Source organism: Flavobacterium amnicola, assembly GCF_004122165.1.
Taxonomy (GTDB): Bacteria; Bacteroidota; Bacteroidia; order Flavobacteriales; family Flavobacteriaceae; genus Flavobacterium; species Flavobacterium amnicola.
Genome location: NZ_SBKO01000001.1, coordinates 372,619 through 395,232, shown reverse-complemented (window position 1 = coordinate 395,232; position 22,614 = coordinate 372,619). Strand labels below are relative to the sequence as shown.

The following is a 22,614-nucleotide window of genomic DNA, read 5'->3' as shown; positions in this document are numbered from 1 at the left end:
AAAAAATTAAAAAATATGAAAAAATTATTACTATTTATTTTCATTTTGAATTTATCATTATCCTATTCTCAGGTGGCTAAATTAGTGCAACCGATAGAGAACAAAACTAATGTTTTTCAAACTGAAATTGAAAAAGCAAGAGCAACATCTCCTGGTGGAGTTGTTAGATGTGCTACACATGAGCATCATTTAGCGCGTCAAGCTAGCGGTAAAGCAGCTAGTGATGAAGCGTTTGAAAACTGGTTAGCGCCAAAAGTTTTAGAAATTCAAAAACAACGTGCTGAAGGCAGATTAAGGTTGCCTTCTGTTATTAGAATACCGGTAGTTGTACACGTAATTCACAATGGTGATGCAGTAGGAACTAACGAAAATATTGCTGATGCTCAAGTTTTAGCACAAATTACTGTTTTAAATCAAGATTTTAGAAAGATGACAGGTACGCCTGGAGCTGGAGCTGGAGTTGATACTACTATTGAGTTTTGTATGGCTACAGTAGATCCAAGTGGTAATCCTACCAATGGTATTGATCGTAGAAATTTAGGGATTGCTTCTTTTGACCAGGCAGGGGTGGAAACCAACATGAAGCCAAATACTATTTGGGATCCAACTAAATATTTTAACATGTGGACAGCTTCGTTGTCAGGTGATTTAGCGGGTGTTTTAGGATATGCACAATTTCCATCTGGTTCTGGTTTAGCAGGAATGCCTTCTGCAGATTGTGTATCTGGCGAAGCATCTACAGATGGTTTCATATGTGCTTACGGTACTTTTGGTTGTAGAGCAATTTATCCAGGAGGAAATTATTCAGATACTCAATATGACCAAGGTAGAACAGCAACTCACGAAATCGGACACATGTTTGGTTTAAGACACACTTGGGGTGACGCTACCGATTGTTCAGGAGATGATTATTGTGCTGATGTACCACCTTGTAGTAATTCATATTTTGCAGCCGAAGCTACTTGTTTAAAACCAGTTCAATGTAGTGGACAGGCAAGACAAACAGAAAATTACATGGATTATTCAGATGATACATGTATGAATAGATATACACAAAATCAAAAGGATAGAATGTTGGCTGTGATACAAAACTCTCCACGTAGAGATGACTTGTTAGTATCACCCGTATGTAATGTAGCTACATCATCTATTCAATTTAAGAGAGTTGATTGTTCAACTCGTTTGATTAATGCAGATGTAGCTGAAGGAAATGGCTGTAGTTTTACAGATTATACTATTCCATTAAGCATCAATAAAGCGCCTACTCAAAATGCAGTAGTTACTTTTGCTATCGATGGTACTTCTGTGGCTAATGCAAATGATTTTACTATTCAAACTCCAACAGTTACATTCCCAACTGGAACAACAGCTGATAGAAACCTTGTAGTAAGAGTTTTAAATGACGGTTATGTAGAACCAAATGAAAACCTAGTAATTACTTTTACAGTGAATGCAAACGGTGGAGATGCTGTAGCGCATTCTGAAGGTAATAAACTAACAATGACAATTGTTAATGATGATGTAGCTTCTGCAGCAACTGTTGTAAATTCATTAATCAATGAAGACTTTGAAGATGCTGCAGGTTGGACATTACTTGATGGTGATGGTGATACAAGAAACTGGGGCGTTCTAAATGGGGCTGAGGGAATTGGAACAGCTCCTAATACAATAGTAGGAACATGTGCTTATTCAGAGAAAAGATTAACTTATTTAGGAGGAACAGGAAATGCTACTCCAAATAATTTTATGATTAGTCCACAAATTACCATTCCTGCAGGAACTACAGCTGCATCATTACAATATATTATTGCGGGTTACGGAGCTACGGCTGGAGATTATACTGTTTATTTTTCGACAAATGTATCTTCTGCTGCAAACATTATAGCAGGAACGGTTCTACAAGCAACTTCTACTCAAGCGGCAAATACTTCAGTTTTAAGAAATAATGTAATTCCACCAGCATTATATGGTCAAACAGGATATATCGTATTCAGACATGCTAATAATAATGCAAACGTAGGATTGTTGTTGTTAGATTCTGTATTATTAAATGCTACAGTGACAACGCAAGTTCAAACAGCGATTACTGCTGCTGCGAATTGTCAAACATCATTACCAATAAATGGTACTGTATATGGTAGAAATACAAATGGTAATGTTATTGCAGATGTTACTGCTAGTGGTACAACATTCGATTATGGTTGTACTTCTATATTGGTTTCTCGTGATTTAGCTGCTGCTGGTGCTGCCGCTGTGAATTATGGGTCAAACACTGCTGCTAGTCAAAGAGTGATGGCTAAAAGAATTACCGTTACACCAACAACTAATAATCCATCTGGTGCAGGAACAATCAAGTTCTACTTTACAGATGCAGAAGTTGCAGCTTGGGAAGGTATTACTGGTGGAGCTAGAGCGAATTTAAAAGTAATCAAAGGAGGTTCAGGTACTGTTTTAACAACAACTACTGGAACTTTTGGAACTAATTTCACATTAACTGCAACTGTAGCGAACGGAATTGGTGGAGATTATTATTTTGGTACGGTTGCTACTTTAGGAAGAGATAATTTTGAGTTTGCTAGCTTGAATTTATATCCAAACCCTAATAAAGGAAACTTCAATATCGAATTAGAATCAGATTCAAATAGCGATATTAAAGTAAGTGTAGCCGACTTAAGAGGTCGTCAAATATTTGATAGAAAATATGCAAACAACGGTACTTTTAATCAAACTATCAATTTAGAAAATACACAATCAGGGGTTTATTTAGTAACCATTACTGATGGTGTTAAGAAAACAGTTAAGAAAATTGTGATCGAATAATTGTAATTTTTTTTTACAAGTAATTTGATAAGGGGTATGTCTAGACATACCCCTTATTTTTTTATTTTCAATGGAAAAAGTTAATAGGCTTTATTTTAAAAATAGTATTTTTGCATTCAAATTTTTTTATCATGTACAGAAGTCATAATTGTGGGCAACTAAACGCATCACACATCAATACAGAAGTTACTCTTTCAGGGTGGGTTCAAAAATCACGCGACAAAGGATTTATGATTTGGGTCGATTTGCGTGATCGTTACGGAATTACACAATTAATTTTTGACGAAAACCGTTCGGAAAAATCCATGTTTGAATTAGCGAAAACACTAGGTCGTGAATTTGTTATTCAAGTGAAAGGAAAAGTGATTGAGCGTGAGTCGAAAAATGCGAACATGAGCACGGGGGATATCGAAATTTTAGTTTCTGAATTGACCATTTTAAATTCGGCAATAACGCCGCCTTTTACTATCGAAAATGAAACCGATGGAGGAGAAGATATTCGTATGAAGTATCGTTATTTGGACATTCGAAGAAATCCAGTAAAAGAGAGTTTGTTATTCCGCCATAAAGTGGCTATGGAAGTTAGAAAATACCTTTCCAATCAAGATTTTTGTGAAGTCGAAACACCTTATTTAATCAAGTCAACTCCTGAAGGAGCTCGTGACTTTGTGGTACCGAGTCGTATGAATCCGGGGCAGTTTTATGCCTTACCACAATCCCCTCAAACGTTCAAACAATTGTTGATGGTAGGTGGTATGGATAAGTATTTCCAAATTGTAAAGTGTTTCCGTGATGAGGATTTGCGTGCCGACCGTCAGCCAGAATTCACACAAATCGATTGTGAAATGGCATTCGTAAATCAAGAAGATATTTTAAATATGTTTGAAGGGTTAACGCGTCATTTATTAAAAGAAATTAAAGGAATTGAAGTAGATAAATTCCCAAGAATTACCTATGATTATGCCATGAAAACCTATGGTAACGACAAACCAGACATTCGTTTCGGAATGGAATTTGGGGAGTTGAATACGGTAGCACAACATAAAGATTTTCCAGTATTCAATTCGGCCGAGTTAGTAGTTGGAATTGCAGTTCCGGGTGCTGGTGAATACACTCGTAAAGAAATAGATGGTTTAATTGATTGGGTAAAACGTCCTCAAGTGGGTGCCTCTGGAATGGTGTATGTAAAATGCAATGAAGACGGAACGTATAAGTCATCCGTTGATAAATTCTATGATCAAGACGATTTGTCTAACTGGGCAAAAGCAACAGGTGCAAAAGCAGGAGATATGATTTTTGTACTTTCAGGCCCGGCTAATAAAACTAGAGCACAACTGAGTGCGCTTCGTATGGAACTCGCTACTCGTTTAGGGTTACGTAAACCAGATGAGTTTGCACCGCTATGGGTGGTTGATTTTCCATTATTGGAATGGGACGAAGAAAGCGAAAGATACCATGCGATGCACCATCCATTCACTTCGCCAAAACCTGAAGATTTACATTTAATCACTACCGAACCTGGAAAAATTAGAGCGAATGCCTATGATATGGTTTTAAATGGAAACGAAATTGGAGGTGGCTCTATTCGTATTCATGACAAAGATTTACAAGCAAGAATGTTCGAATTGTTAGGATTCTCTAAAGAAGAAGCCGAAAATCAGTTCGGATTTTTAATGAGTGCCTTCCAATACGGAGCGCCACCACACGGAGGGTTAGCCTTTGGATTGGATAGGTTGGTTGCTATTTTAGGAGGTCAAGAAACTATTCGTGATTTCATTGCCTTTCCGAAAAATAATTCAGGAAGGGATGTAATGATTGATGCACCATCGGTAATAGACAATAAGCAACTTGATGAACTAGCAATTCAGCTTAATATACAATAAGTTAAAGAGAACTTCGGTTCTCTTTTTTTATTTTTATTAATTGGTTGATTTTGAAAAAGTTTCAATAAAACTTTTTTGTTTCGATAAAAATTTTATCTTTGAAACTTATTAATTTATTTTTATTAAAAGAATGCAAACAGGTAAAGTAAAATTTTTCGTTGAATCTAAAGGTTTTGGATTCATCACTGATGATGAAACAGGTGTGGATATTTTTGTTCACGTTACTGGAACTAACGGTAAAGAGTTAAAAGAAGGTGACAAAGTTTCATATGAAGAAGAAGATGGACGTAAAGGTAAAGTTGCTACTAACGTAGTAGTTATCGATTAATATAAAATATTTTTTGATTACCGAATGAAGGTACAACCACGCTTAGGCGTGGTTTTTTTATTTCCAGAGATAATGAAGAGTTTATCTTTTGTTTTTAAAAAAAGTAGTCATTAAGTTAGAGCATTCCTGTTCCATAATTCCAAAAATGATTTCTGTTTTGGGGTGTAATTGCGAACCCATAGCTCTAAAGCCTCTTTTTTCGTCGGATGCGCCACAGACTATTTTTGTAATTTGGCTCCAATACAAGGCTCCTGCGCACATCTGACAGGGTTCTAGGGTTACATATAGCGTGCAATTTTTTAAATATTTGCCGCCCAAAAAATTGGCTGCTGCTGTTATCGCTTGCATTTCGGCGTGTGCCGTAACATCGTTTAAGAGTTCGGTTAAGTTATGGCTTCGAGCAATGATGCGGTTGTTTATGACTACGACAGCACCTACGGGTATTTCACCTTTATCAAAGGCATCCTCCGCTTCTTGGAAAGCTTTTTGCATGAAATATTCGTCAGTAAAAATACTTTCTTCCACTTGAAATTTTTTTTAAATGCTTTTGATACTTGAAGAGTAAAGTCGGTGTAGTTTTACTTCAATAAAAAAAACCTCTTAGCAGAGGTTTATATTTGTTTTTTATGTTTTCTAATTACTGAAAAATATCCGAATACAACTGCAATCGCAATTAACCCGATTAAATTTTCATTTATGGGTAATCCTGGAGGGAATGGTGTAGGCGGTGGCGGTGGAGTATTTGCGCTAAACATTGCTGTTGAGGACAATAAGCATAACGCCATCGTCAGTATTAGGTTGATATTTTTTGGAGCACTTTTCATACGGCGTAAAAATATAAAAAATATTTACTCTTCAAAACATTTATCTGCTTTTTTTTCATAATAATAGCTCTTGTTAAGAAAAGGTTACTTTTATAATAAATTTAGTTTTCCAGGAGGTTTTTAGTTACTCTACTGCTTGCAATATAGGATGCTATGAATCCTAATACAAAAATGGTGGCAAAGACGATTACAAAGTTTATCCATTCAATTTTTATTGGATAAGGCATGGTTTCTGTAATCATAATTAATTTGAATTTAAGCTGAGCGAGTACCAAAATTAAGCCCAAAATAATCCCCACAATGCCGCCCACTACAGTTAATAAAATTCCTTGGAGTAAAAAAATATGTTTGAGCTGATGCACAGGGGTGCCAACGCTGTATAATGTTTTTAAATTGGAATGCTTGTCTAGTATCATCATAATGATGGCTCCAGCGAGTGTAAAAAGGGTCATAATGATAACCAAAGTGAAAATCAAATAAATAGCTGTGTTTTCGGTGTTTAGCATTTTGTGTAAACTATCATTCAGCTGTCTTCTGTTTTTGATGGTTACGTGGTTGTCAAATATTTTATTTAACTGAGTTGTAATTCCATTTTCATTTGCAAGCGTATCAATGCTAATTTCAATTCCAGACACCTGATTTTCATTATACTGCAGTAACTCTTGAGCAAGTTGTAAATCGGTGAATACATATTTTGAATCCAATTCGTCATTAATGGCATAAATTCCCACGGGAATCAAGATGGATTTATTGAAGGCATCATCGGCATTACTGATTGTGCCTTTCCCGGGTTTTGGAACAAAAATTTCAAAATTATTATTCAAGTCAAATAGTCCTAGAGAGAGTTTTTGAGAGATTCCGTTGCCAATGACCACTTGTGGAGTTCTGTTGGTGAGCCACTGCCCTTGATAAATTGTTTTTTGAACCTTATTTACATTGTTGTATTGACTGTCTATTCCTTTTAATTCGGCGACTTGTTCTTTTCCTTTGTAGACAAAAAGGGCTTTCTCTTCAATTACTTTGCTGTAAAATTTTATTCCATCAATCGCTTTTAATTTTTCCAATTGACTTTCAGAAATGACAAAAGATTTCCCTTTACTCGGAATTATTTTCAGGTCTGGATCAAAATTATTACTAAACGAAAGGCTAAAATCTTTCAATCCACTAAAAACAGAAAGGACAATAAACAAGGCCATGGCACCTACAATAATACCAACTCCTGCAATTTTGGTAATAATGTTAATGGCATTACTGGTGCTAGTCGTTTTTAAGTAGCGTTTGGCTATGTAAAGCGGAAAATTCAATTTATGATTTCTTTCTTTTTTCTAAAAGATCTGGATTTTCAATAGGGTTTTCTTTGCCCGATAAAGCGTCGTCAATTTTTTCAATATAATCCAAACTATCGTCGATGTAAAAAGATAGATTAGGTACTTTTCTTAATTGTAATTTTACACGCTGTGATAAATCATGCTTAATAAGTGGCATGTTCGATTTTACAGCTTCAAGAATTTCAACAGCTTTGTCTTGTGGAAACACACTTAAATATACTTTAGCCACCCCCAAATCGGTAGTCACACTCACTTTTGAAACAGAAATAACAAGATTGGTAATTCCGTTCTTGCGAATCTCTCCCTGTAAGATATCAACTAAATCTTTTTGTAAAACACTTCCTATTTTTTTTTGTCTATTTGTTTCCATGGTGCAAAAATACGATTTTTAGTTTAAAATGGGCAAAGTAACAAGGCTACAATGTTTTATATTTGCATAATTAAGACGATAAAATGAGAAAAATTGAACATATAGGAATAGCTGTCAAAAATTTGAAGGAATCCAATCTGCTTTTTGAAAAATTATTTGGTGCACCAGCTTATAAAGAAGAAGAAGTAGCAAGTGAAGGGGTGAAAACGTCATTTTTCATGAACGGACCAAATAAAATTGAATTGTTGGAAGCCACGAATGATGACAGTCCGATTGCAAAATTTATAGAGAAAAAAGGGGAGGGAATACATCACATCGCTTTTGATGTGGAAAATATTTATTTCGAAATTGAACGATTAAAAGCAGAGGGTTTTGTGGTTTTGAATGAAATTCCGAAAAAAGGAGCTGACAATAAGTTGGTTGCCTTTTTACACCCGAAAACCACTAATGGCGTGCTGATAGAATTATGTCAAGAAATTGCAGAATAATTTTGAAGTCGTTAAAAAATATAGTAATATTGCAACCTCATTAACCGGTCCTATAGCTCAGTTGGTTAGAGCACCTGACTCATAATCAGGTGGTCCCTGGTTCGAGCCCAGGTGGGACCACATCGGTTAAATTAGAAACCCTATAAACATTACGTTTGTAGGGTTTTTTTATTTGGGGATGATTGAGGGGTAGATTGAATTGTTTTTAAAATTGTTTATATCTTTTGTTTGAAACAACGATACATGCAGGTTGGATGATTATTTTTGTGCTATGGCGACCTTTGTAATAAGTAGAAGATTAAGCGATGATTTTAAGTTTGAATTCGTTTCTCGAAGAGGGAAAACGATTTTAACGAGCGATAGCTATGAATTGCGTTACGAATGCGAAGAAGATATCGAAATAATGAAAAAGGCTTTACCTGAAGCTGTTTTTATGAAATTTAGAACTTCTAGCGGTAAGTTTTATTTTAGGTTGATTATCGGCAAAAAAGAATACGCTACCAGTCGAAAGTATACGACACAACTTTTGATGCAAAAAGGAATAGATGAAATTATGCGTTCGATGGAAATTTCGGAAGTGTTAGATTTCTCTTCCAACGAATTTGCCTTTCCTGAAATTGAATTCCAAGACTAAATAACTTAACTGTACGAAAGTGCTAAAAAAAAGAAAAGCCCCGCTATGCGGAGCTTTGTAAAAATATTAGATTGTATCTAATTATTTTTTTACTTCTTCTTTAACAGCTTCAGTAGCAGTTGCAGCAGCTTCAGTAGCAGCAGCAGCAGCAGTATCAACAGCAGCAGCAGCAGTGTCAACAGCAGCAGCAGCAGTGTCAACAGCTTCTGTCATTTCTGTAGTAGCCTCTTCAGTAGCAGCAGCTTGATCTTTACAAGAAACACTCATCATAGCAACTAAAGCCATAGTTAAAACAACTTTTTTCATCTTACTTAATTATAAAAGGTTAATTATTAATTCGTCGCAAAGATATAAATTTTTTAATATGTAAAACTTTTTTTGAATTTTTTTTTATAAAAAATATCTTTTATCGACGAAATGGTATTTTACAATATATGTGCCAAAAATAGAAAGTGAGATTAAAAAAGAATAATTTTTAAATATCCGTACTATTTATGGCACTTTGTTTTACTTTTTTTTCTTCGGCATTGATTTGACGATTTTCATTTCTTCAATCAAATTTTTTGCTCCAGCATACTTATCAATGATAAATAAAATATAACGAGCATCGACCATAATATTTCTGCAAATGTCTGGACTGTAATAGATATCACTCATGGTTCCTTCCCAAACACGGTCAAAATTACAACCAATTAAGTTTCCATTAGCGTCCAAAGCAGGAGAACCTGAATTTCCACCAGTTGTATGATTTGTAGCAATAAAAGCCACTGGCATTTTTCCGTTTTTGTCGGCATACTGTCCGTAATCTTTCGTTTGGTGTAAATCGATTAGTTTTTTTGGTACATCAAATTCATAGTCGCCAGGTACGTATTTTTCCATCACGCCATCTAATGTGGTAAATGGAGAATAAGTTACAGCATCCGATGGTTTGTAGCCTTTTACTTTTCCATAAGTCACACGTAAGGTACTATTAGCGTCTGGGAATATACGCGCCGATTTTGGACTTAATTCCATAATCGCTTTCATATACGTACGTTGCAAGGCAATATTTTTTAAGTTCATTTCCTCATATCTTGGGAAAACATTTTTAATGTAAACATCCGCAATCGATTTTACTAGGGCATAGCCTTTATCTTGGTTTAGTTTTTCGACCACCGTTTTAGCATCACCGTTTAATAGTTCTTTTAAGCCATTATACGAAGTCAATTTCGAATTGGTGAAGATGTCCGTAGCCAATTGAGCAGCATTGATGTTGTTTAATGTCGAAGGCAAAAATTGTTTTGGTGTTTTTGTCGCGTAAATGGCGATTAATTTTTCAAAAACTTTTTCGTCTACTTGGGCGTTGAAATCTTTATATAATCCTTCGAAAGCTGCAATCGCATTGTTTTTTCTGTCGTTAAAAGCTTGCTCTCCTTTATTGTTGTAAAGTTGTTCCAATTGATACAATCGAAACCCGAAAGATAGAATTTCGGTATTACGTTGCACTACTTCAGTAAAGTAATCTCTTGCCAAAGCATATTCTTTAATGTTGGCGTAATTGGTTTTGAATTCGTTTAATAAATTACCGTATTCGGCTTGTTTGCCGGCTTTGTTTATTTTTTCGGTTAAATTTGCTTCAAATTTTTGTTTGATACCAACAGCATTCGATTTTTTCAATCCTTTGGTTTCTCCAATCCATTTTTTCCAATAATTGGCAACTCCTGCATATTTGGAAGCATATTGAATTTTTATCGCGTTGTCTTTACGCATAAATCCGTCTTGTACTTTTAAAGCGGCGTCACGGACTTCAATTTTGGCAGGATTCAATTCATTCATGATTTGTTCTACCGCGAAAGAAGGCAAATATTCTTGTGTTCTTCCAGGGTAGCCCATGACCATAGTGAAATCATTTTCTTGAATCCCTTTGATAGAAATAGGGAAGAAATGCTTCGGTGTGTATGGAATATTATCTTTAGAATATTCGGCTGGTCGGTTGTTTTTATCAGCGTAAATTCTGAATAACGAAAAATCACCTGTATGACGTGGCCACACCCAGTTGTCAGTATCCGAACCAAATTTACCAATAGAACTCGGTGGTGCCCCCACTAAACGGATGTCTTTAAAGGTTTCGGTGACAAATAATAAATATTGATTGCCATCATAAAACGTCTTGATGCTGTTTTCTTGCCAAGCTTCTTTTGGAAGTGTTTTTGTTAAATTCGAAATATTTTCCTGAATTTTCTTTTGTTTGTCCGATTCTGCAGTAATTGAAGCAACTCCTTCGGTTACTTTTGAAGTCACATCTTCAATACGAACAATGAACGTCACGAATAAATCCTTGTTAGGTAATTCTTCGTCCATTTTATAGGCCCAAAAACCGTTGGTTAGATAGTCATGCTCAACCGTAGAATGACTTTGAATATTGTCATAACCACAGTGGTGATTAGTTAAAATCAATCCTTTTGGAGAAATTACTTCGGCAGTACAGCCACCGTCAAAATGAGGAACCGCATCTTTTAAGCTCGATTTGTTCACCGAATAAATGTCTTCGGCCGTAATTTTCATTCCCAGATTTTTCATCTCGGTTTCGTTCATTCCTTTTAATAATGAAGGAATCCACATACCACCCTGTTGAGCGAAAGTTGGTAGTACGAATAAAATAAGTAGTAAACGTAAAAATTTCATATTGATAATTTAAGAATGTGCAAGTTACAATTTTAGTGTTGTTTGTGATTTATTTTAAGGTTTTGTTAAGAAATGTGCCTTAAAATGCTTGCCGTTGCGCCTTTGTTCATTTGTACAAAAGTGCTGCAAATATGTCCTTTTTCGTGACGTTCGTCTTGGTTTTGGACTAACAAATCAAAGGCTTGATTCAATTCTGCTTGGGTTTTTATCGAAAGACAGCCTTCTTGATGCACCAAAGCGGTGGCTTCGGCAAAATGAGAATAGTTGGGGCCAATAACGATGGGTAGTCCAAAAGTAGCCGGTTCTAAAATGTTGTGTACGCCTGGATTCCCAAATCCGCCTCCTACATAAGCAATATCGGCATAACTATAAATTTTGGTCAAAATTCCGATGGTATCAATAATAAACACATTATAATCTGAAAGTAGCTTTCCTTCCATTTCAGAATAAAGAACCACTTTTTTTGTAATTTGTTTTTTAAGATTGGTAATTTGTTCCTCTTTAATGTTGTGCGGGGCAATGATAAATTTTACGTCATGACTTGTTGCGTTGATGTAATTTACCAGTAACTCTTCATCTTTCGGCCACGAACTTCCAACTACAATGGTTGTCCTTTTTGTCATTCCGAACGAAGTGAAGGAATCTATAAAACCCAATGAATTATCACGTTCTAAAATCGCAACAACTCGGTCAAAGCGAGTATCGCCAGAAACGGTAACATTAGTAAAATCAATGCTTTTTAATAACTCTTTAGAAGATTCATTTTGGACAAAGAAGTGATGAAAACTTTTTAATGCGTTTCGGTAAAATCCGCCATACCATTTAAAAAATGATTGGTTGTTTCTAAAAACGCCAGAAATCAAATAGGTTGTAATCTGCTTTTGTTTCAGCTCTTTGAGGTAGTTTGGCCAATATTCATATTTGATAAAAAAGACCATTTCGGGATTTACAATCCCTAAAAATTGTTTGGCATTTCTTTTGGTGTCTAGCGGAAGGTAAACGGTAACATCGGCAACAGTATTGTTTTTTCGTACTTCATAACCCGAAGGGGAAAAAAATGTCAGTACAATTTTATGGTTGGGGTACTTTTCTTTTATTTTTTCGATGACTGGTAACCCTTGTTCGTACTCCCCTAACGAAGCAGCATGAAACCAAATGGTAAGATCGTCTTTTTGGAGTTTGGATTGTAAATTTTTAAAAACTGTTCTTCGACCATCCACAAATAATTTGATTTTCGGACTAAATAGCGCTACTATTTTGAGTAACTGCTGAGCGATTTCGACCAATAAAGTATAGAGAAAAAACATAGTTGCGATTTAATGACGCTAAAATACATTAGTTTTCTAAAATTTATTAAAAAAGCTATTAAATTAGTAGCTTTGCAATCTAAATTTTTCGTGATGAGAAAACTACAAATGGTTGACTTAAAAAGTCAATATGAAAAAATAAAAGAAGAGGTAAACGCTTCTATTCAGGAGGTTTTAGATACAAATACCTATATTAACGGACCTTTAGTACATCAATTTCAGGCCGATTTAGAAAACTATTTGGGCGTAAAACATGTTATTCCATGTGCCAACGGAACCGATGCTTTGCAAATCGCAATGATGAGTCTTGATTTAAAGCCTGGAGATGAAGTGATTACTGCCGATTTTACCTTTGCGGCCACAGTAGAAGTGATTGCTTTGTTGCAATTGACTCCGGTTTTAGTAGATGTAGATATGAGTAATATGAACATTTCTATCGAAGCGATAAAAAAAGCCATTACGCCAAAAACCAAAGCGATTGTGCCAGTACATTTATTTGGACGTGCTGCCAATATGGATGCGATTATGGAAATTGCCAAAGCACATAATTTATATGTAATAGAAGACAATGCACAAGCGATTGGTGCCGATTATACTTCAAAAGACGGCTCGAAGAAGAAAGTTGGAACCATTGGTCATGTTGGAGCAACATCATTTTTCCCGTCAAAAAACTTAGGCTGTTATGGAGATGGTGGAGCAATTTTCACCAACGATGATGCCTTGGCACATACCTTAAGAGGAATTGTGAACCACGGAATGTATGAACGATACCATCATGACGTAGTAGGGGTGAACTCTCGTTTAGACAGTATACAGGCTGGGGTTTTAAAAGCAAAGTTACCGCATTTAGATACGTATAATAAAGCACGTCAAGAAGCGGCTATGAAATATTCTACAGCTTTGGGGAAAAATCCAAATTTATGGGTGCCAACTATTTGTGAAGCTTGTGATTGTCATGTGTTTCATCAATATGTGTTTCGAGTGTTAAATGGCAAACGTGATGCTTTATTGGAACATTTACAATCGAAAGGAATTCCATGTGCGATTTATTATCCAATTCCATTACACAGTCAAAAAGCTTATTTGGATGCGCGTTACAAAGAGGAAGATTTTCCAGTAACTAATTTATTGGTGAAGGAAGTAATTGCTTTACCGATGCATACCGAATTAGATGATGAACAAATTAAATTTATCACCGATTCAGTTTTAGAGTTTGTTTAATTGAGTTTGCAGTTTTAAACTGTAAGCTATTTACTAAAAAAAAATGAAAATACTTGTAACTGGCGGGTTAGGGTTTATTGGTTCACACACTGTTGTCGAATTGCAGCATGAAGGTTTTGAAGTGGTTGTCATAGATGATCTTTCTAATTCTTCTATGGATGTTTTACATGGAATTGAAAAAATTTCTGGGAAACAACCTGAATTTGAAAACATAGATTTACGTGAGAAAAAATCGGTACAAGATTTTTTTAAAAAATACAATGATATTTCTGGTGTAATACATTTTGCAGCGAGTAAAGCAGTTGGAGAAAGTGTTGAAAATCCGTTGAAGTATTATGAAAACAACATCAATACTTTAGTATATTTATTACAAGAATTACAACAAAAAAAAGAAGTTTCTTTTATTTTTAGTTCTTCCTGTACGGTTTACGGTCAAGCAGCAACAATGCCTATTACCGAAAGTGCACCAGTACAACAAGCCATGTCGCCCTATGGAAATACGAAGCAAATAGGCGAAGAAATTATTCGTGATGTAGCTAATGTTTCGGAGATGAATGCTATTTTACTGCGATATTTTAATCCGATCGGAGCACATTCTTCTTCAGAAATCGGAGAATTACCTTTAGGAGTTCCACAAAATTTGGTGCCCTTTATTACACAGACAGCAATAGGTTTACGAAAAGAGCTTTCCGTATACGGTGATGATTATGCAACACTTGACGGAACGGCTATTCGGGATTATATTCATGTGGTAGATTTAGCAAAAGCACACGTAATTGCATTACAACGATTGTTGGCGAATAAGAATCAAGAAAAAGTGGAAACTTTTAACATAGGTACTGGCACCGGTAGTTCTGTGTTGGAAGTAATACATGCTTTTGAAAAAGTTTCTGGTCAACAATTACCTTATAAAATCGTAGGTAGGAGAGAAGGAGATGTTACTTCTGCGTATGCCAATACCGATAAAGCAAATAATATTTTGGGATGGAAATCACAATCTACTTTGGAAGAAGCCTTGCAAAGTGCATGGAATTGGGAGCAAAAAATAAGAAATAAATAAATAAAAAATAAAATCCCGAGGTGACTCGGGATTTGTTTTTTATAAGCATAGCTAGAATTAGTGTTTAGCTTCTTCTTTAACTTCTTTAGCAACCTCTTCCACTTTAGCAGCACCAGCGGCAGTAGCGTCTTTAGCAGCGTCTACAGCATTTGCAGCAGCAGAATCTACTTCAGCAGCAGCTGAGTCAACCGCTTCAGTCATTTCAGTTGTAGCAGCATCCATTGCTTCTCCAGCTTCTTCTTGTGTTTTGTCTTTGCAAGATGTCATTAAAGCCGCAATTACAGCTAAGCTTAAAATTGTTTTTTTCATTGTTTTAAATTTTTTAGAATTAATAATGTTATTATTTAACTATAATATTAAATAAAATATTTTGTAATTCCAAGAAATATTTTCGTGAGTAGAAAAAAAGAGGTGAAATTGATTTTCTTAGGTTTCCTTTTTTTGGAAGGAAGAAATTATATAAACGCTTACTTTTTGATTTTTAGTAATAGATTTGGATCGGGACAATTTTTTTCATAGAAAGAAAGTGTAGACAAACTACAAACGCCAGGATAATCTCCGGTTTTGTTTTCGAGATCTACAATGACTTGGAAATGCAAATGTGGCGCATAATCGCCATTGATGGGCGGCATTCCTAAATTGGCAATTTGTTCTCCTTTTTTTATGAGCTGTCCTACTTTTTTGTTCTCAAGACTATCCAAACTCAAATGACCGTACAACGTATAAAAGGTAACGGATGCAATTTTGTGCTCTAAAATAATGGTTGGGCCATAATCTCCTAAAGCAGTATTGTTTTGAAAACTATGAATTTTACCTTCTAAAGCCGCATAAATGGGAGCGGTTTCATTAATCCATAAATCCAAGCCAATGTGAATGTTTCTTTCTTCCGTTTCTTCCGAATGGAAAACAGCACTTCTCTTGTATAAATTCCGATTTTCTAAATAGCCGCCATAGGCAATTTTGCCTTTATGGAAATTTAAATGATTTTGAATATAGATTGCATATTCGTTGGCTGTATTGATGCCAGATGAAGCTAATTCAACATTGTTGATCGACAAATCTAAGGGGACATAATCGGAATATTCAATAGCATTACTAATGACTTTTGCTGCTTTTGTTTCTTGCAATATTGTAAGTAATTCGTCCATGTTATAATCTTTGCTTTTTCATAAAGATATATAAAAAAAACTCCGACTGAAAAATCGGAGCTTATTAATAAGGGTAGTGTTTGTTATGCAGAAATAGTTTCTATCTCTTTATTGATTTTGTTAACCAAACCTACTAAAACTTTTCCAGGACCTACTTCTGTAATGCTTGTCGCCCCATCGGTAATCATTTGTTGTACCGATTGAGTCCATTTTACAGGAGCGGTTAATTGAATAATTAGATTCTTTTTGATTTCATTAGCATCACTCACAGCGTTTGCGGTTACATTCTGATATACCGGACAACTCGGAGCGTTAAAGGTTGTTGCCTCAATAGCTGCGGCCAGTTCTTCTCTTGCAGGTTCCATCATTGGTGAGTGGAAAGCACCTCCAACAGGTAGGATTAATGCGCGTTTTGCTCCTGCCTCTTTCATTTTTTCACAAGCCAATTCAACGGCTTTGTACTCGCCAGATATTACCAATTGTCCGGGGCAGTTATAATTAGCTGCTACGACAACTCCATCAATAGAAGCACAAATATCTTCTACAATTTTATCGTCTAAGTTTAATACTGCCGCCATTGTTGAAGGTGTTATTTCACAAGCTTTTTGCATTGCCAAAGCACGTTGTGAAACTAATTTTAATCCGTCCTCAAATGATAATGTTCCGTTGGCAACCAATGCTGAAAATTCCCCTAAGGAATGTCCTGCTACCATGTCTGGTTGGAAGTTTTCTAATGTTTTAGCTAAAATTACCGAATGTAAAAAAACAGCGGGTTGGGTTACTTTTGTTTCTTTTAATTCTTCGGCGGTACCTTCAAACATGATGTCGGTAATTCTAAAGCCTAAAATATCATTGGCTTTTTCAAATAAAGTTTTAGCTGCTGCTGAATTTTCATATAAATCTTTACCCATTCCGGTAAATTGTGCGCCTTGTCCAGGAAATACGTATGCTTTCATAAATGGTTGATTCAAAATTTTAAGGAGACAAAAATACATATTTTTTGGTAACTCGTTTTGTAACTTTTGTTGATTTTTTACGTTTAACCACTAAACAAACTTCAAACTAAAATGAAAAACATCATTACTCTTTTAACTCTAATTTTTGTAGGGATAATTTTATGGTACTTAAATCTACCAGTTCTTAATTACGGCTTTACTGGTTGGGCCTTTTTACTCTTTTTGTTGGTTGTGCTAGGGGTCTTTTTATCAACAAGACTTCAAATCAGTAGTGATCAAAAACAGATAAAAATTTTATCAAAACCAAGCAAAGTTTTTTTGTTTATTGCCTTAGGACTACTTTTTTACATTTTTATTTTGCCAATTGGAAGCTCAAAAATGATTAGAACACAAGCACATCAACAACTGATTGGAAAAGTTGATAACGGTGATAAAATCTCGAAACACATCGCACCTATTTCTATGGACGAAATTCGTGTGGTAGATGAAGATTTAGCGTATTTATTAGGTGAAAAAATTCTCGGATCACAGCCTGCGTTAGGAAGTCAAGTCCATTTAGGGGAATTTTACATTCAACAAGTGAATAAAAAACTCTATTGGATAGCTCCTTTATTGCATTCGGGATTTTTTAAGTGGATGAACAATAAAGAGGGAACCGCTGGTTATGTCATGGTTTCGGCAACGAACGAGCGGGATGTGAAATTAATCCAAAATGTTGCAGGGAAAGCCATTAAAATAAAATACCAACCGGATGCTTATTTTGGGAGTGAAATAAAACGTCACATTTATATGAATGGTTATATGACTACGGGTTTGACTGATTATACTTTTGAAGTGGACGATGCAGGAATGCCTTACTGGGTTGTGACTAAATATCAAAAAACAATTGGTTTTAGCGGAAATGATGCGGTTGGGGTAATTGCAGTGAATGCACAAAATGGTCAAATTAAAGAATATACAATGAAAGACACTCCCAAATGGATTGACCGTATTCAGCCCATTCATTTTGTCGAAGAACAATTAAACGATTGGGGCGAGTTGGTTCATGGTTATTGGAACTTTTCTAACGCAAACAAATTGCAAATCACCGAGGAAATGACTTTGGTTTATGGAAAAGACAATAAATCCTATTGGTATACAGGTTTGACTTCCGTTGGTAAAGATGAATCAGCGGTTGGTTTTGTGTTGGTTGATACGCGTACCAAAAAAGCTACTTTTTACAAGCAAAGCGGGGCAACCGAGTATGCGGCACAAAGCTCTGCACAAGGAAAAGTGCAAGAAAAAGGATATGATGCTTCGTTGCCAATCCCTTATAATATTAATAATATTCCAACCTATGTGATGACATTAAAAGACAAAGGAGGTTTGGTGAAAATGTTTGCTATGGTTTCTATCAACGATTATACCATTGTGGGAGTTGGAAATACGATGCGAGAAGCGTTAATGTCTTATAAAGGGGCTTATAACATGTCTGGTAATATCATAAAGCCGAATGCTAATACCGACAAGAAGACACTACAATCTACTATTGTTAGAATTCAAAACGATGTTAAAAATGGGAATAGTTTTTACTACTTTACGGTAACCGATTACCCAAAAATATTTGTCGGAACTTCACAATTGTCTAATGAATTACCCATAACGAGAGTAGGCGATGTTGTTGAGATTTCTTTTGATATCGATAATGAAGATGTCATAGATGTTTCCACATTTAAGAATAATTCTGTTGGGAAATAATAGTAAATGACACCTAATGAGTTTGACTTGTTAGGTGTTTCTTTATTTCAACCTTTCTAAAACACCTTTTCGTTTGACGATATTTTTATAATCCCACTGAATATCACGTGCTTTTTGAAGCCAACGCTTTAAATCGTTGAAGTGGATTTCGTCCTGCGAAATATAATCGATGGAGGCATCTTTAAATTTTCCACTGCCGGGTTTCAGTAGTGGTTCTTCGAAACTATCGCCACTCCAAAATAATACGCGTATTCGGCCCTTTAATTTGCTGTAACCCACAACAGGATTTCCTTCCAAAAACCAAACGGGATGTGCGTGCCAAATTTTATTTTCAGCTTCAGGCAATTCCGAAGTAAAAACACTTGCTAATACATCACAAATGGCTTTGTCATCAGGAGTTTGATTGTTGTTGTAATTGCTAATATCAGAATTCATAGTTCGTTTATTGTGATATGAATGTAACTAAAAAATCCCGGGTTGCAATACAACTCGGGATTTTTTTAATATTCTAAAAATGAGATTATTTGATAATTACAAACTCTACACGTCTGTCGGTTTCAAATTCTTTTTCGGTACAATTTGATTTACAGTTCGACAATGGCATTGTTTCTCCATAGCCCTTAGATACTATTCTAGAAGGATCAATTCCTTTTTTAATTAAATACTGTAAGGCTGATGCCGCTCGTTTGTCTGATAAAATTAAATTGTAAGTATCCGAACCGCGAGAATCCGTATGGGCATTTACCGTTATTTTCATTTCAGGATTAGCCGTTAAAGCATCGTAAATTTTATTTAAAGAAAGCGTCGATTCCTTTTTGATAGAAGCTTTGTTGTAGTCGAAATAAATGTTTTCGATCACAATATTGGTCGCAGTAATTTCTGCTTTTTTCTGATCCAATTCTACTACAGTTGTGGTGCTGCCAATAGGAGCAATGACAGGTAGTGAAAAATCCAAATACCCCTCTTTGTTAGCCACAATAGTATAGTTTTCTAACGGAGTTACTTCAAAATTAAAAGCACCGTTTTCAGAAGTTGTTTGTGTTGCCACTTCGTTTCCTTCCGTGTCGATTAGACTGATTTTTGTGTTAGGCAAAATGATCTTACTTATTTTTTCAGTAGCATGTCCTTTTAACGTATTGCTGTTTTTTTGAAGCTCAAATCGATAAATATCATACGATCCTAAACCTTCATGTCTGTTAGAAGTAAAATACCCTTTCTTTTTTGATGCTAAAATAAATGCAATTTCGTCTGTAGAAGTGTTAATGGTCTTTCCTAAGTTTAGTGGAGTAGAATAGCTATTTTTTCTAATTCTAGACACAAATACGTCATGTCCACCATATCCAGCGTGTCCGTTTGAAGAAAAGAATAATTCTTTTTCTGGTGAAGCATAAGCAAATTTCTCGTCGCCTATGGTGTTGATTTCTGAACCTAAATTTTTAGGATTAACCGGCAATCCATTTTCGTCAATATCGGCAACATACAAATCATAACCGCCAAAACCACCTGGCATGTTCGAAGAAAAATAAATTTTCTTTCCATCAGCAGAAACATTAGGATTTTCTATAGAATAATTCGCATTATTAAAAGCTACGGCTTCTTTTTTAATCCAAGCATTACTACAACGACAGGTTTCGTCAAAAACAGCTTTGTATAATTGGTAATTGGTGCTGTTTTCAGGAGTACTGTTGGTATAATATACTGTTTTTTGATTTGGTGAAAAAGTAATACCACCTTCGTTTCCTTTTTCGTCTAATACAGAAGCGAAGAAATAAGGGTGGGATAAATTACCAGTTTTGTCTATGTTTAAACAGTATAAACTATTGTAAGGATTGCCTGTATTGGCATCTCGACCAGCTCCGATAGCTCCTGTTTTTCTGGATGAATACATGATGTATTTGTTCATAAAAAAGGCGGCTCCAACATCTGATAAAGTCGTGTTAATTCCTGTTGAAATAATCTCGTATTTGTCGTTCAACTCTAAAATTGAAGTTGCGAAAGAAGTATTTTCTAAATGATCATTTGCAATAAATGCCTCTTGAGAGAACGAAAGTGTAGAAATAAATAATAAAACGATTGAAAAAAATGAATTTTTCTTAAAAATTGAGTTCAAAATTAGTGGTTTTTGGAAATTCAAGCGCGAAAGTAAAGAAGCGATACTGTTAAATATAATTTATTAGATAACAGACATGAAAAAGTCGACGAAATGCACACGAGATAAATTTCAAATAATTCAAAATACCGTTTGTCGGTGATTATTGCATTTTATCGAATGAAAAATCTAATTTTCGCAGAATAATGCAAAACTATTTGAGTTGGAGGGATAATAAATTTTCAAGATAATCTCTTGAATTCGAAAGTCTTGGTACTTTGTGTTGTCCGCCTAGTTTATCTTGTTCTTTTAACCAATCATAAAATAAATTTTCACGAGCTACATTCACTTTTAGCGGATTTAAAGTCATGTTGTTGTAGCGCTTGGCTTCGTAGTCGGAATTTAAAGACTGAATGTTTTCATCCAACAACTGACTGAATTTCGCAAGGTCTTCCGGTTGCTTTTTGAATTCTATAATCCATTCGTGAGCTCCTTTTTCTTTTCCTTTCATAAAAATCGGAGCAACGGTATAATCTTTTACTTCAGTTTGTGTTGCCATACAAGTTTTAGCAATGGCCATATCCGTATTTTCAACCATTAACTCTTCTCCAAAAACATTAATATGATGCTTGGTCCTACCGGTCACTCGTATGCGATATGGATCTAAAGAAGTAAAACGTACGGTATCGCCAATTAAGTAACGCCACAAACCCGAATTGGTGGTAATGACCACAGCATAGTTTTTGTTGAGTTCTACTTCCGCCAAACGAATGGCTTTTTCGTTAGAAGTGCCAAAGATGTCCATTGGAATGAATTCATAGAAAATACCATAATCTAACATCAACAGTAAATCATTGGAATTATTCAAATCCTGAATGGCGAAAAACCCTTCCGAAGCATTGTAAATTTCATAGTATTTAAACGAATCATTCGGTAAAATCTTCTTGTATTGTTCTCGATACGGATCAAAACTGACACCACCATGAAAATACACTTCCAGATTAGGCCAGACTTCAAATAAATTGGTTTTGCCTGTTTCTTCCAGAACTTTGTTTAAAAGCACCATCATCCAAGAAGGAACCCCTGCAAAGCTAGTTACGTTTTCTACTTTTGTTTCGTTAACAATGGCTAATAATTTGGTTTCCCATTCGCTCATTAACGAAGTTTTATTACTCGGCGTACTACTAAATTCCGCCCAAAAAGGCATATTGTCAATCAAAATGGCAGACAAGTCACCAAAAAAGGTGTTGTTGTCTTCGTATAATTGTTTACTTCCGCCCAAACGAAGACTTTTGCCAGTAAATAGCGAAGAATTTTCATTATTATTCAAGTACAAGCATAATAAATCTTTTCCTGCTTTGTAATGGCAATCTTCAAGCGCTTGACTACTTACGGGTATAAATTTGCTTTTTGCATTGGTAGTACCGCTTGATTTGGCAAACCATTTGATGGGTTCGTTCCAAAAAACATTTTGTTCACCTTTTCGGGTTCTTTCAATTAAAGGCTCTAAATCTTCATAAGTTGAAACTGGAACACGCTCCTGAAAAGTATGGTAGGATTTTACCGATTCGAAATCATATTGCTTGCCAAAAACCGTATTTTCTGATGATCGAATCAATGTCATTAACAAATCTTCCTGTACTTCATTAGGGTATTTTAAAAACAGTTCCATTTGGTGGATACGCTGTTTTAAAACCCATGAAGCAATAGAATTTATGATTGGTAATGGCATTTAAATTTTAGATATTAGATTTTTG

Annotated in this window: 21 protein-coding genes and 1 tRNA gene; 10 read left to right on the top strand and 12 right to left on the bottom strand. The window is 35.3% G+C overall.

All coding sequences use genetic code 11. The annotated features are described in order from the left end of the window. Window positions 1-15: 15 nt before the first annotated feature. The 3 genes from EQG63_RS01845 (at window position 16) to EQG63_RS01835 (ending at window position 5,031) form a co-directional block, all read left to right on the top strand. Window positions 16-2,820 carry a T9SS-dependent choice-of-anchor J family protein gene (locus EQG63_RS01845; protein WP_129433841.1) on the top strand — a complete coding sequence of 935 codons (2,805 nt, stop codon included), beginning with the start codon at window positions 16-18 and terminating at the stop codon, window positions 2,818-2,820. A gap of 131 nt (window positions 2,821-2,951) precedes the next feature. After that, window positions 2,952-4,703 carry an aspartate--tRNA ligase gene (aspS, locus tag EQG63_RS01840; protein WP_129433839.1) on the top strand — a complete coding sequence of 584 codons (1,752 nt, stop codon included), beginning with the start codon at window positions 2,952-2,954 and terminating at the stop codon, window positions 4,701-4,703. Between the two features lie 130 nt (window positions 4,704-4,833). Beyond that, entirely contained in the window at window positions 4,834-5,031 is a 198-nt protein-coding gene (locus EQG63_RS01835) for a cold-shock protein (RefSeq protein WP_129433837.1), read from the top strand. Between the two features lie 81 nt (window positions 5,032-5,112). Here EQG63_RS01835 and EQG63_RS01830 read toward each other — a convergent pair whose 3' ends face one another. After that, window positions 5,113-5,556: a nucleoside deaminase gene (locus EQG63_RS01830; RefSeq protein WP_394343564.1), complete on the bottom strand. Its 444-nt coding sequence runs from the start codon at window positions 5,554-5,556 to the stop codon at window positions 5,113-5,115. A gap of 171 nt (window positions 5,557-5,727) precedes the next feature. On the opposite strand from EQG63_RS01830, the gene EQG63_RS01825 reads away from it, so the two are divergent. Further along, the gene (locus tag EQG63_RS01825; protein WP_129433835.1) at window positions 5,728-5,916 is read left to right on the top strand and encodes a hypothetical protein; all 189 of its coding nucleotides are present in this window, start codon (window positions 5,728-5,730) and stop codon (window positions 5,914-5,916) included. Window positions 5,917-5,956: 40 nt separating this feature from the next. Here the strand turns inward: EQG63_RS01825 and EQG63_RS01820 are convergent, their stop codons facing one another. Next, window positions 5,957-7,159 carry an ABC transporter permease gene (locus EQG63_RS01820; protein WP_129433833.1) on the bottom strand — a complete coding sequence of 401 codons (1,203 nt, stop codon included), beginning with the start codon at window positions 7,157-7,159 and terminating at the stop codon, window positions 5,957-5,959. Between the two features lies 1 nt (window position 7,160). Next, window positions 7,161-7,553: a 30S ribosome-binding factor RbfA gene (gene rbfA / locus EQG63_RS01815; RefSeq protein WP_129433831.1), complete on the bottom strand. Its 393-nt coding sequence runs from the start codon at window positions 7,551-7,553 to the stop codon at window positions 7,161-7,163. 83 nt (window positions 7,554-7,636) lie between these two features. Between rbfA and mce the strand changes: the two genes are divergently transcribed. The 3 genes from mce (at window position 7,637) to EQG63_RS01800 (ending at window position 8,675) form a co-directional block, all read left to right on the top strand. Continuing rightward, window positions 7,637-8,041, top strand: a complete 405-nt coding sequence (gene mce, locus EQG63_RS01810) for a methylmalonyl-CoA epimerase (protein WP_129433829.1) — start codon at window positions 7,637-7,639, stop codon at window positions 8,039-8,041. Window positions 8,042-8,087: 46 nt separating this feature from the next. Beyond that, window positions 8,088-8,161 (top strand) — tRNA-Ile (locus tag EQG63_RS01805). 151 nt (window positions 8,162-8,312) lie between these two features. After that, window positions 8,313-8,675: a YegP family protein gene (locus tag EQG63_RS01800; protein ID WP_129433827.1), complete on the top strand. Its 363-nt coding sequence runs from the start codon at window positions 8,313-8,315 to the stop codon at window positions 8,673-8,675. 81 nt (window positions 8,676-8,756) lie between these two features. Here EQG63_RS01800 and EQG63_RS12205 read toward each other — a convergent pair whose 3' ends face one another. The 3 genes from EQG63_RS12205 to EQG63_RS01790 form a co-directional block, all read right to left on the bottom strand. Next, the gene (locus EQG63_RS12205; protein ID WP_164974427.1) at window positions 8,757-8,981 is read right to left on the bottom strand and encodes a hypothetical protein; all 225 of its coding nucleotides are present in this window, start codon (window positions 8,979-8,981) and stop codon (window positions 8,757-8,759) included. Between the two features lie 201 nt (window positions 8,982-9,182). Then, window positions 9,183-11,339: a S46 family peptidase gene (locus EQG63_RS01795; RefSeq protein ID WP_129433825.1), complete on the bottom strand. Its 2,157-nt coding sequence runs from the start codon at window positions 11,337-11,339 to the stop codon at window positions 9,183-9,185. A 65-nt stretch (window positions 11,340-11,404) separates the two neighbouring features. Then, window positions 11,405-12,646 (bottom strand): 3-deoxy-D-manno-octulosonic acid transferase, encoded by a 1,242-nt coding sequence (locus tag EQG63_RS01790; RefSeq protein ID WP_129433823.1) that lies wholly within the window; start codon window positions 12,644-12,646, stop codon window positions 11,405-11,407. Between the two features lie 93 nt (window positions 12,647-12,739). On the opposite strand from EQG63_RS01790, the gene EQG63_RS01785 reads away from it, so the two are divergent. Both EQG63_RS01785 and galE read left to right on the top strand, forming a co-directional pair. Next, a complete protein-coding gene (locus tag EQG63_RS01785) occupies window positions 12,740-13,867 on the top strand; it encodes a DegT/DnrJ/EryC1/StrS family aminotransferase (protein WP_129433821.1) in 1,128 nt (375 codons plus the stop codon). A 43-nt stretch (window positions 13,868-13,910) separates the two neighbouring features. Next, window positions 13,911-14,927, top strand: coding sequence for a UDP-glucose 4-epimerase GalE (galE, locus tag EQG63_RS01780; protein ID WP_129433819.1), 1,017 nt, complete (start codon window positions 13,911-13,913; stop codon window positions 14,925-14,927). A gap of 57 nt (window positions 14,928-14,984) precedes the next feature. Here the strand turns inward: galE and EQG63_RS01775 are convergent, their stop codons facing one another. From EQG63_RS01775 to fabD, 3 genes are all read right to left on the bottom strand, one after another. Then, window positions 14,985-15,236, bottom strand: a complete 252-nt coding sequence (locus EQG63_RS01775; RefSeq protein WP_129433817.1) for a hypothetical protein — start codon at window positions 15,234-15,236, stop codon at window positions 14,985-14,987. 158 nt (window positions 15,237-15,394) lie between these two features. Continuing rightward, window positions 15,395-16,075: a peptidoglycan DD-metalloendopeptidase family protein gene (locus EQG63_RS01770; protein ID WP_129433814.1), complete on the bottom strand. Its 681-nt coding sequence runs from the start codon at window positions 16,073-16,075 to the stop codon at window positions 15,395-15,397. 83 nt (window positions 16,076-16,158) lie between these two features. After that, complete coding sequence (gene fabD, locus EQG63_RS01765) at window positions 16,159-17,031, bottom strand: ACP S-malonyltransferase (protein WP_129433812.1); 873 nt, start codon at window positions 17,029-17,031, stop codon at window positions 16,159-16,161. 378 nt (window positions 17,032-17,409) lie between these two features. Here fabD and EQG63_RS01760 point away from each other — a divergent pair, with 378 nt between their 5' ends. Beyond that, window positions 17,410-18,768: a hypothetical protein gene (locus EQG63_RS01760; protein WP_235827798.1), complete on the top strand. Its 1,359-nt coding sequence runs from the start codon at window positions 17,410-17,412 to the stop codon at window positions 18,766-18,768. Between the two features lie 42 nt (window positions 18,769-18,810). Here EQG63_RS01760 and EQG63_RS01755 read toward each other — a convergent pair whose 3' ends face one another. From EQG63_RS01755 to EQG63_RS01745, 3 genes are all read right to left on the bottom strand, one after another. Further along, entirely contained in the window at window positions 18,811-19,203 is a 393-nt protein-coding gene (locus EQG63_RS01755) for a DUF1801 domain-containing protein (RefSeq protein WP_129433808.1), read from the bottom strand. 85 nt (window positions 19,204-19,288) lie between these two features. Continuing rightward, window positions 19,289-20,878, bottom strand: coding sequence for an OmpA family protein (locus tag EQG63_RS01750; RefSeq protein ID WP_129433806.1), 1,590 nt, complete (start codon window positions 20,876-20,878; stop codon window positions 19,289-19,291). 193 nt (window positions 20,879-21,071) lie between these two features. Continuing rightward, window positions 21,072-22,589, bottom strand: coding sequence for a GH3 auxin-responsive promoter family protein (locus EQG63_RS01745; protein WP_129433804.1), 1,518 nt, complete (start codon window positions 22,587-22,589; stop codon window positions 21,072-21,074). Between the last annotated feature and the right edge of the window lie 25 nt (window positions 22,590-22,614).

What these genes read in the sequence shown, in the direction of transcription:
- EQG63_RS01845 (WP_129433841.1), top strand. Translation starts at nt 16, where the DNA reads ATGAAAAAATTATTACTATTTATTTTCATTTTGAATTTATCATTATCC.
- aspS (WP_129433839.1), top strand. Translation starts at nt 2,952, where the DNA reads ATGTACAGAAGTCATAATTGTGGGCAACTAAACGCATCACACATCAAT.
- EQG63_RS01835 (WP_129433837.1), top strand. Translation starts at nt 4,834, where the DNA reads ATGCAAACAGGTAAAGTAAAATTTTTCGTTGAATCTAAAGGTTTTGGA.
- EQG63_RS01825 (WP_129433835.1), top strand. Translation starts at nt 5,728, where the DNA reads ATGGGTAATCCTGGAGGGAATGGTGTAGGCGGTGGCGGTGGAGTATTT.
- rbfA (WP_129433831.1), bottom strand. Translation starts at nt 7,553, where the DNA reads ATGGAAACAAATAGACAAAAAAAAATAGGAAGTGTTTTACAAAAAGAT.
- mce (WP_129433829.1), top strand. Translation starts at nt 7,637, where the DNA reads ATGAGAAAAATTGAACATATAGGAATAGCTGTCAAAAATTTGAAGGAA.
- EQG63_RS01800 (WP_129433827.1), top strand. Translation starts at nt 8,313, where the DNA reads ATGGCGACCTTTGTAATAAGTAGAAGATTAAGCGATGATTTTAAGTTT.
- EQG63_RS12205 (WP_164974427.1), bottom strand. Translation starts at nt 8,981, where the DNA reads ATGAAAAAAGTTGTTTTAACTATGGCTTTAGTTGCTATGATGAGTGTT.
- EQG63_RS01795 (WP_129433825.1), bottom strand. Translation starts at nt 11,339, where the DNA reads ATGAAATTTTTACGTTTACTACTTATTTTATTCGTACTACCAACTTTC.
- EQG63_RS01790 (WP_129433823.1), bottom strand. Translation starts at nt 12,646, where the DNA reads ATGTTTTTTCTCTATACTTTATTGGTCGAAATCGCTCAGCAGTTACTC.
- EQG63_RS01785 (WP_129433821.1), top strand. Translation starts at nt 12,740, where the DNA reads ATGAGAAAACTACAAATGGTTGACTTAAAAAGTCAATATGAAAAAATA.
- galE (WP_129433819.1), top strand. Translation starts at nt 13,911, where the DNA reads ATGAAAATACTTGTAACTGGCGGGTTAGGGTTTATTGGTTCACACACT.
- EQG63_RS01775 (WP_129433817.1), bottom strand. Translation starts at nt 15,236, where the DNA reads ATGAAAAAAACAATTTTAAGCTTAGCTGTAATTGCGGCTTTAATGACA.
- EQG63_RS01770 (WP_129433814.1), bottom strand. Translation starts at nt 16,075, where the DNA reads ATGGACGAATTACTTACAATATTGCAAGAAACAAAAGCAGCAAAAGTC.
- fabD (WP_129433812.1), bottom strand. Translation starts at nt 17,031, where the DNA reads ATGAAAGCATACGTATTTCCTGGACAAGGCGCACAATTTACCGGAATG.
- EQG63_RS01760 (WP_235827798.1), top strand. Translation starts at nt 17,410, where the DNA reads ATGATTAGAACACAAGCACATCAACAACTGATTGGAAAAGTTGATAAC.
- EQG63_RS01755 (WP_129433808.1), bottom strand. Translation starts at nt 19,203, where the DNA reads ATGAATTCTGATATTAGCAATTACAACAACAATCAAACTCCTGATGAC.
- EQG63_RS01745 (WP_129433804.1), bottom strand. Translation starts at nt 22,589, where the DNA reads ATGCCATTACCAATCATAAATTCTATTGCTTCATGGGTTTTAAAACAG.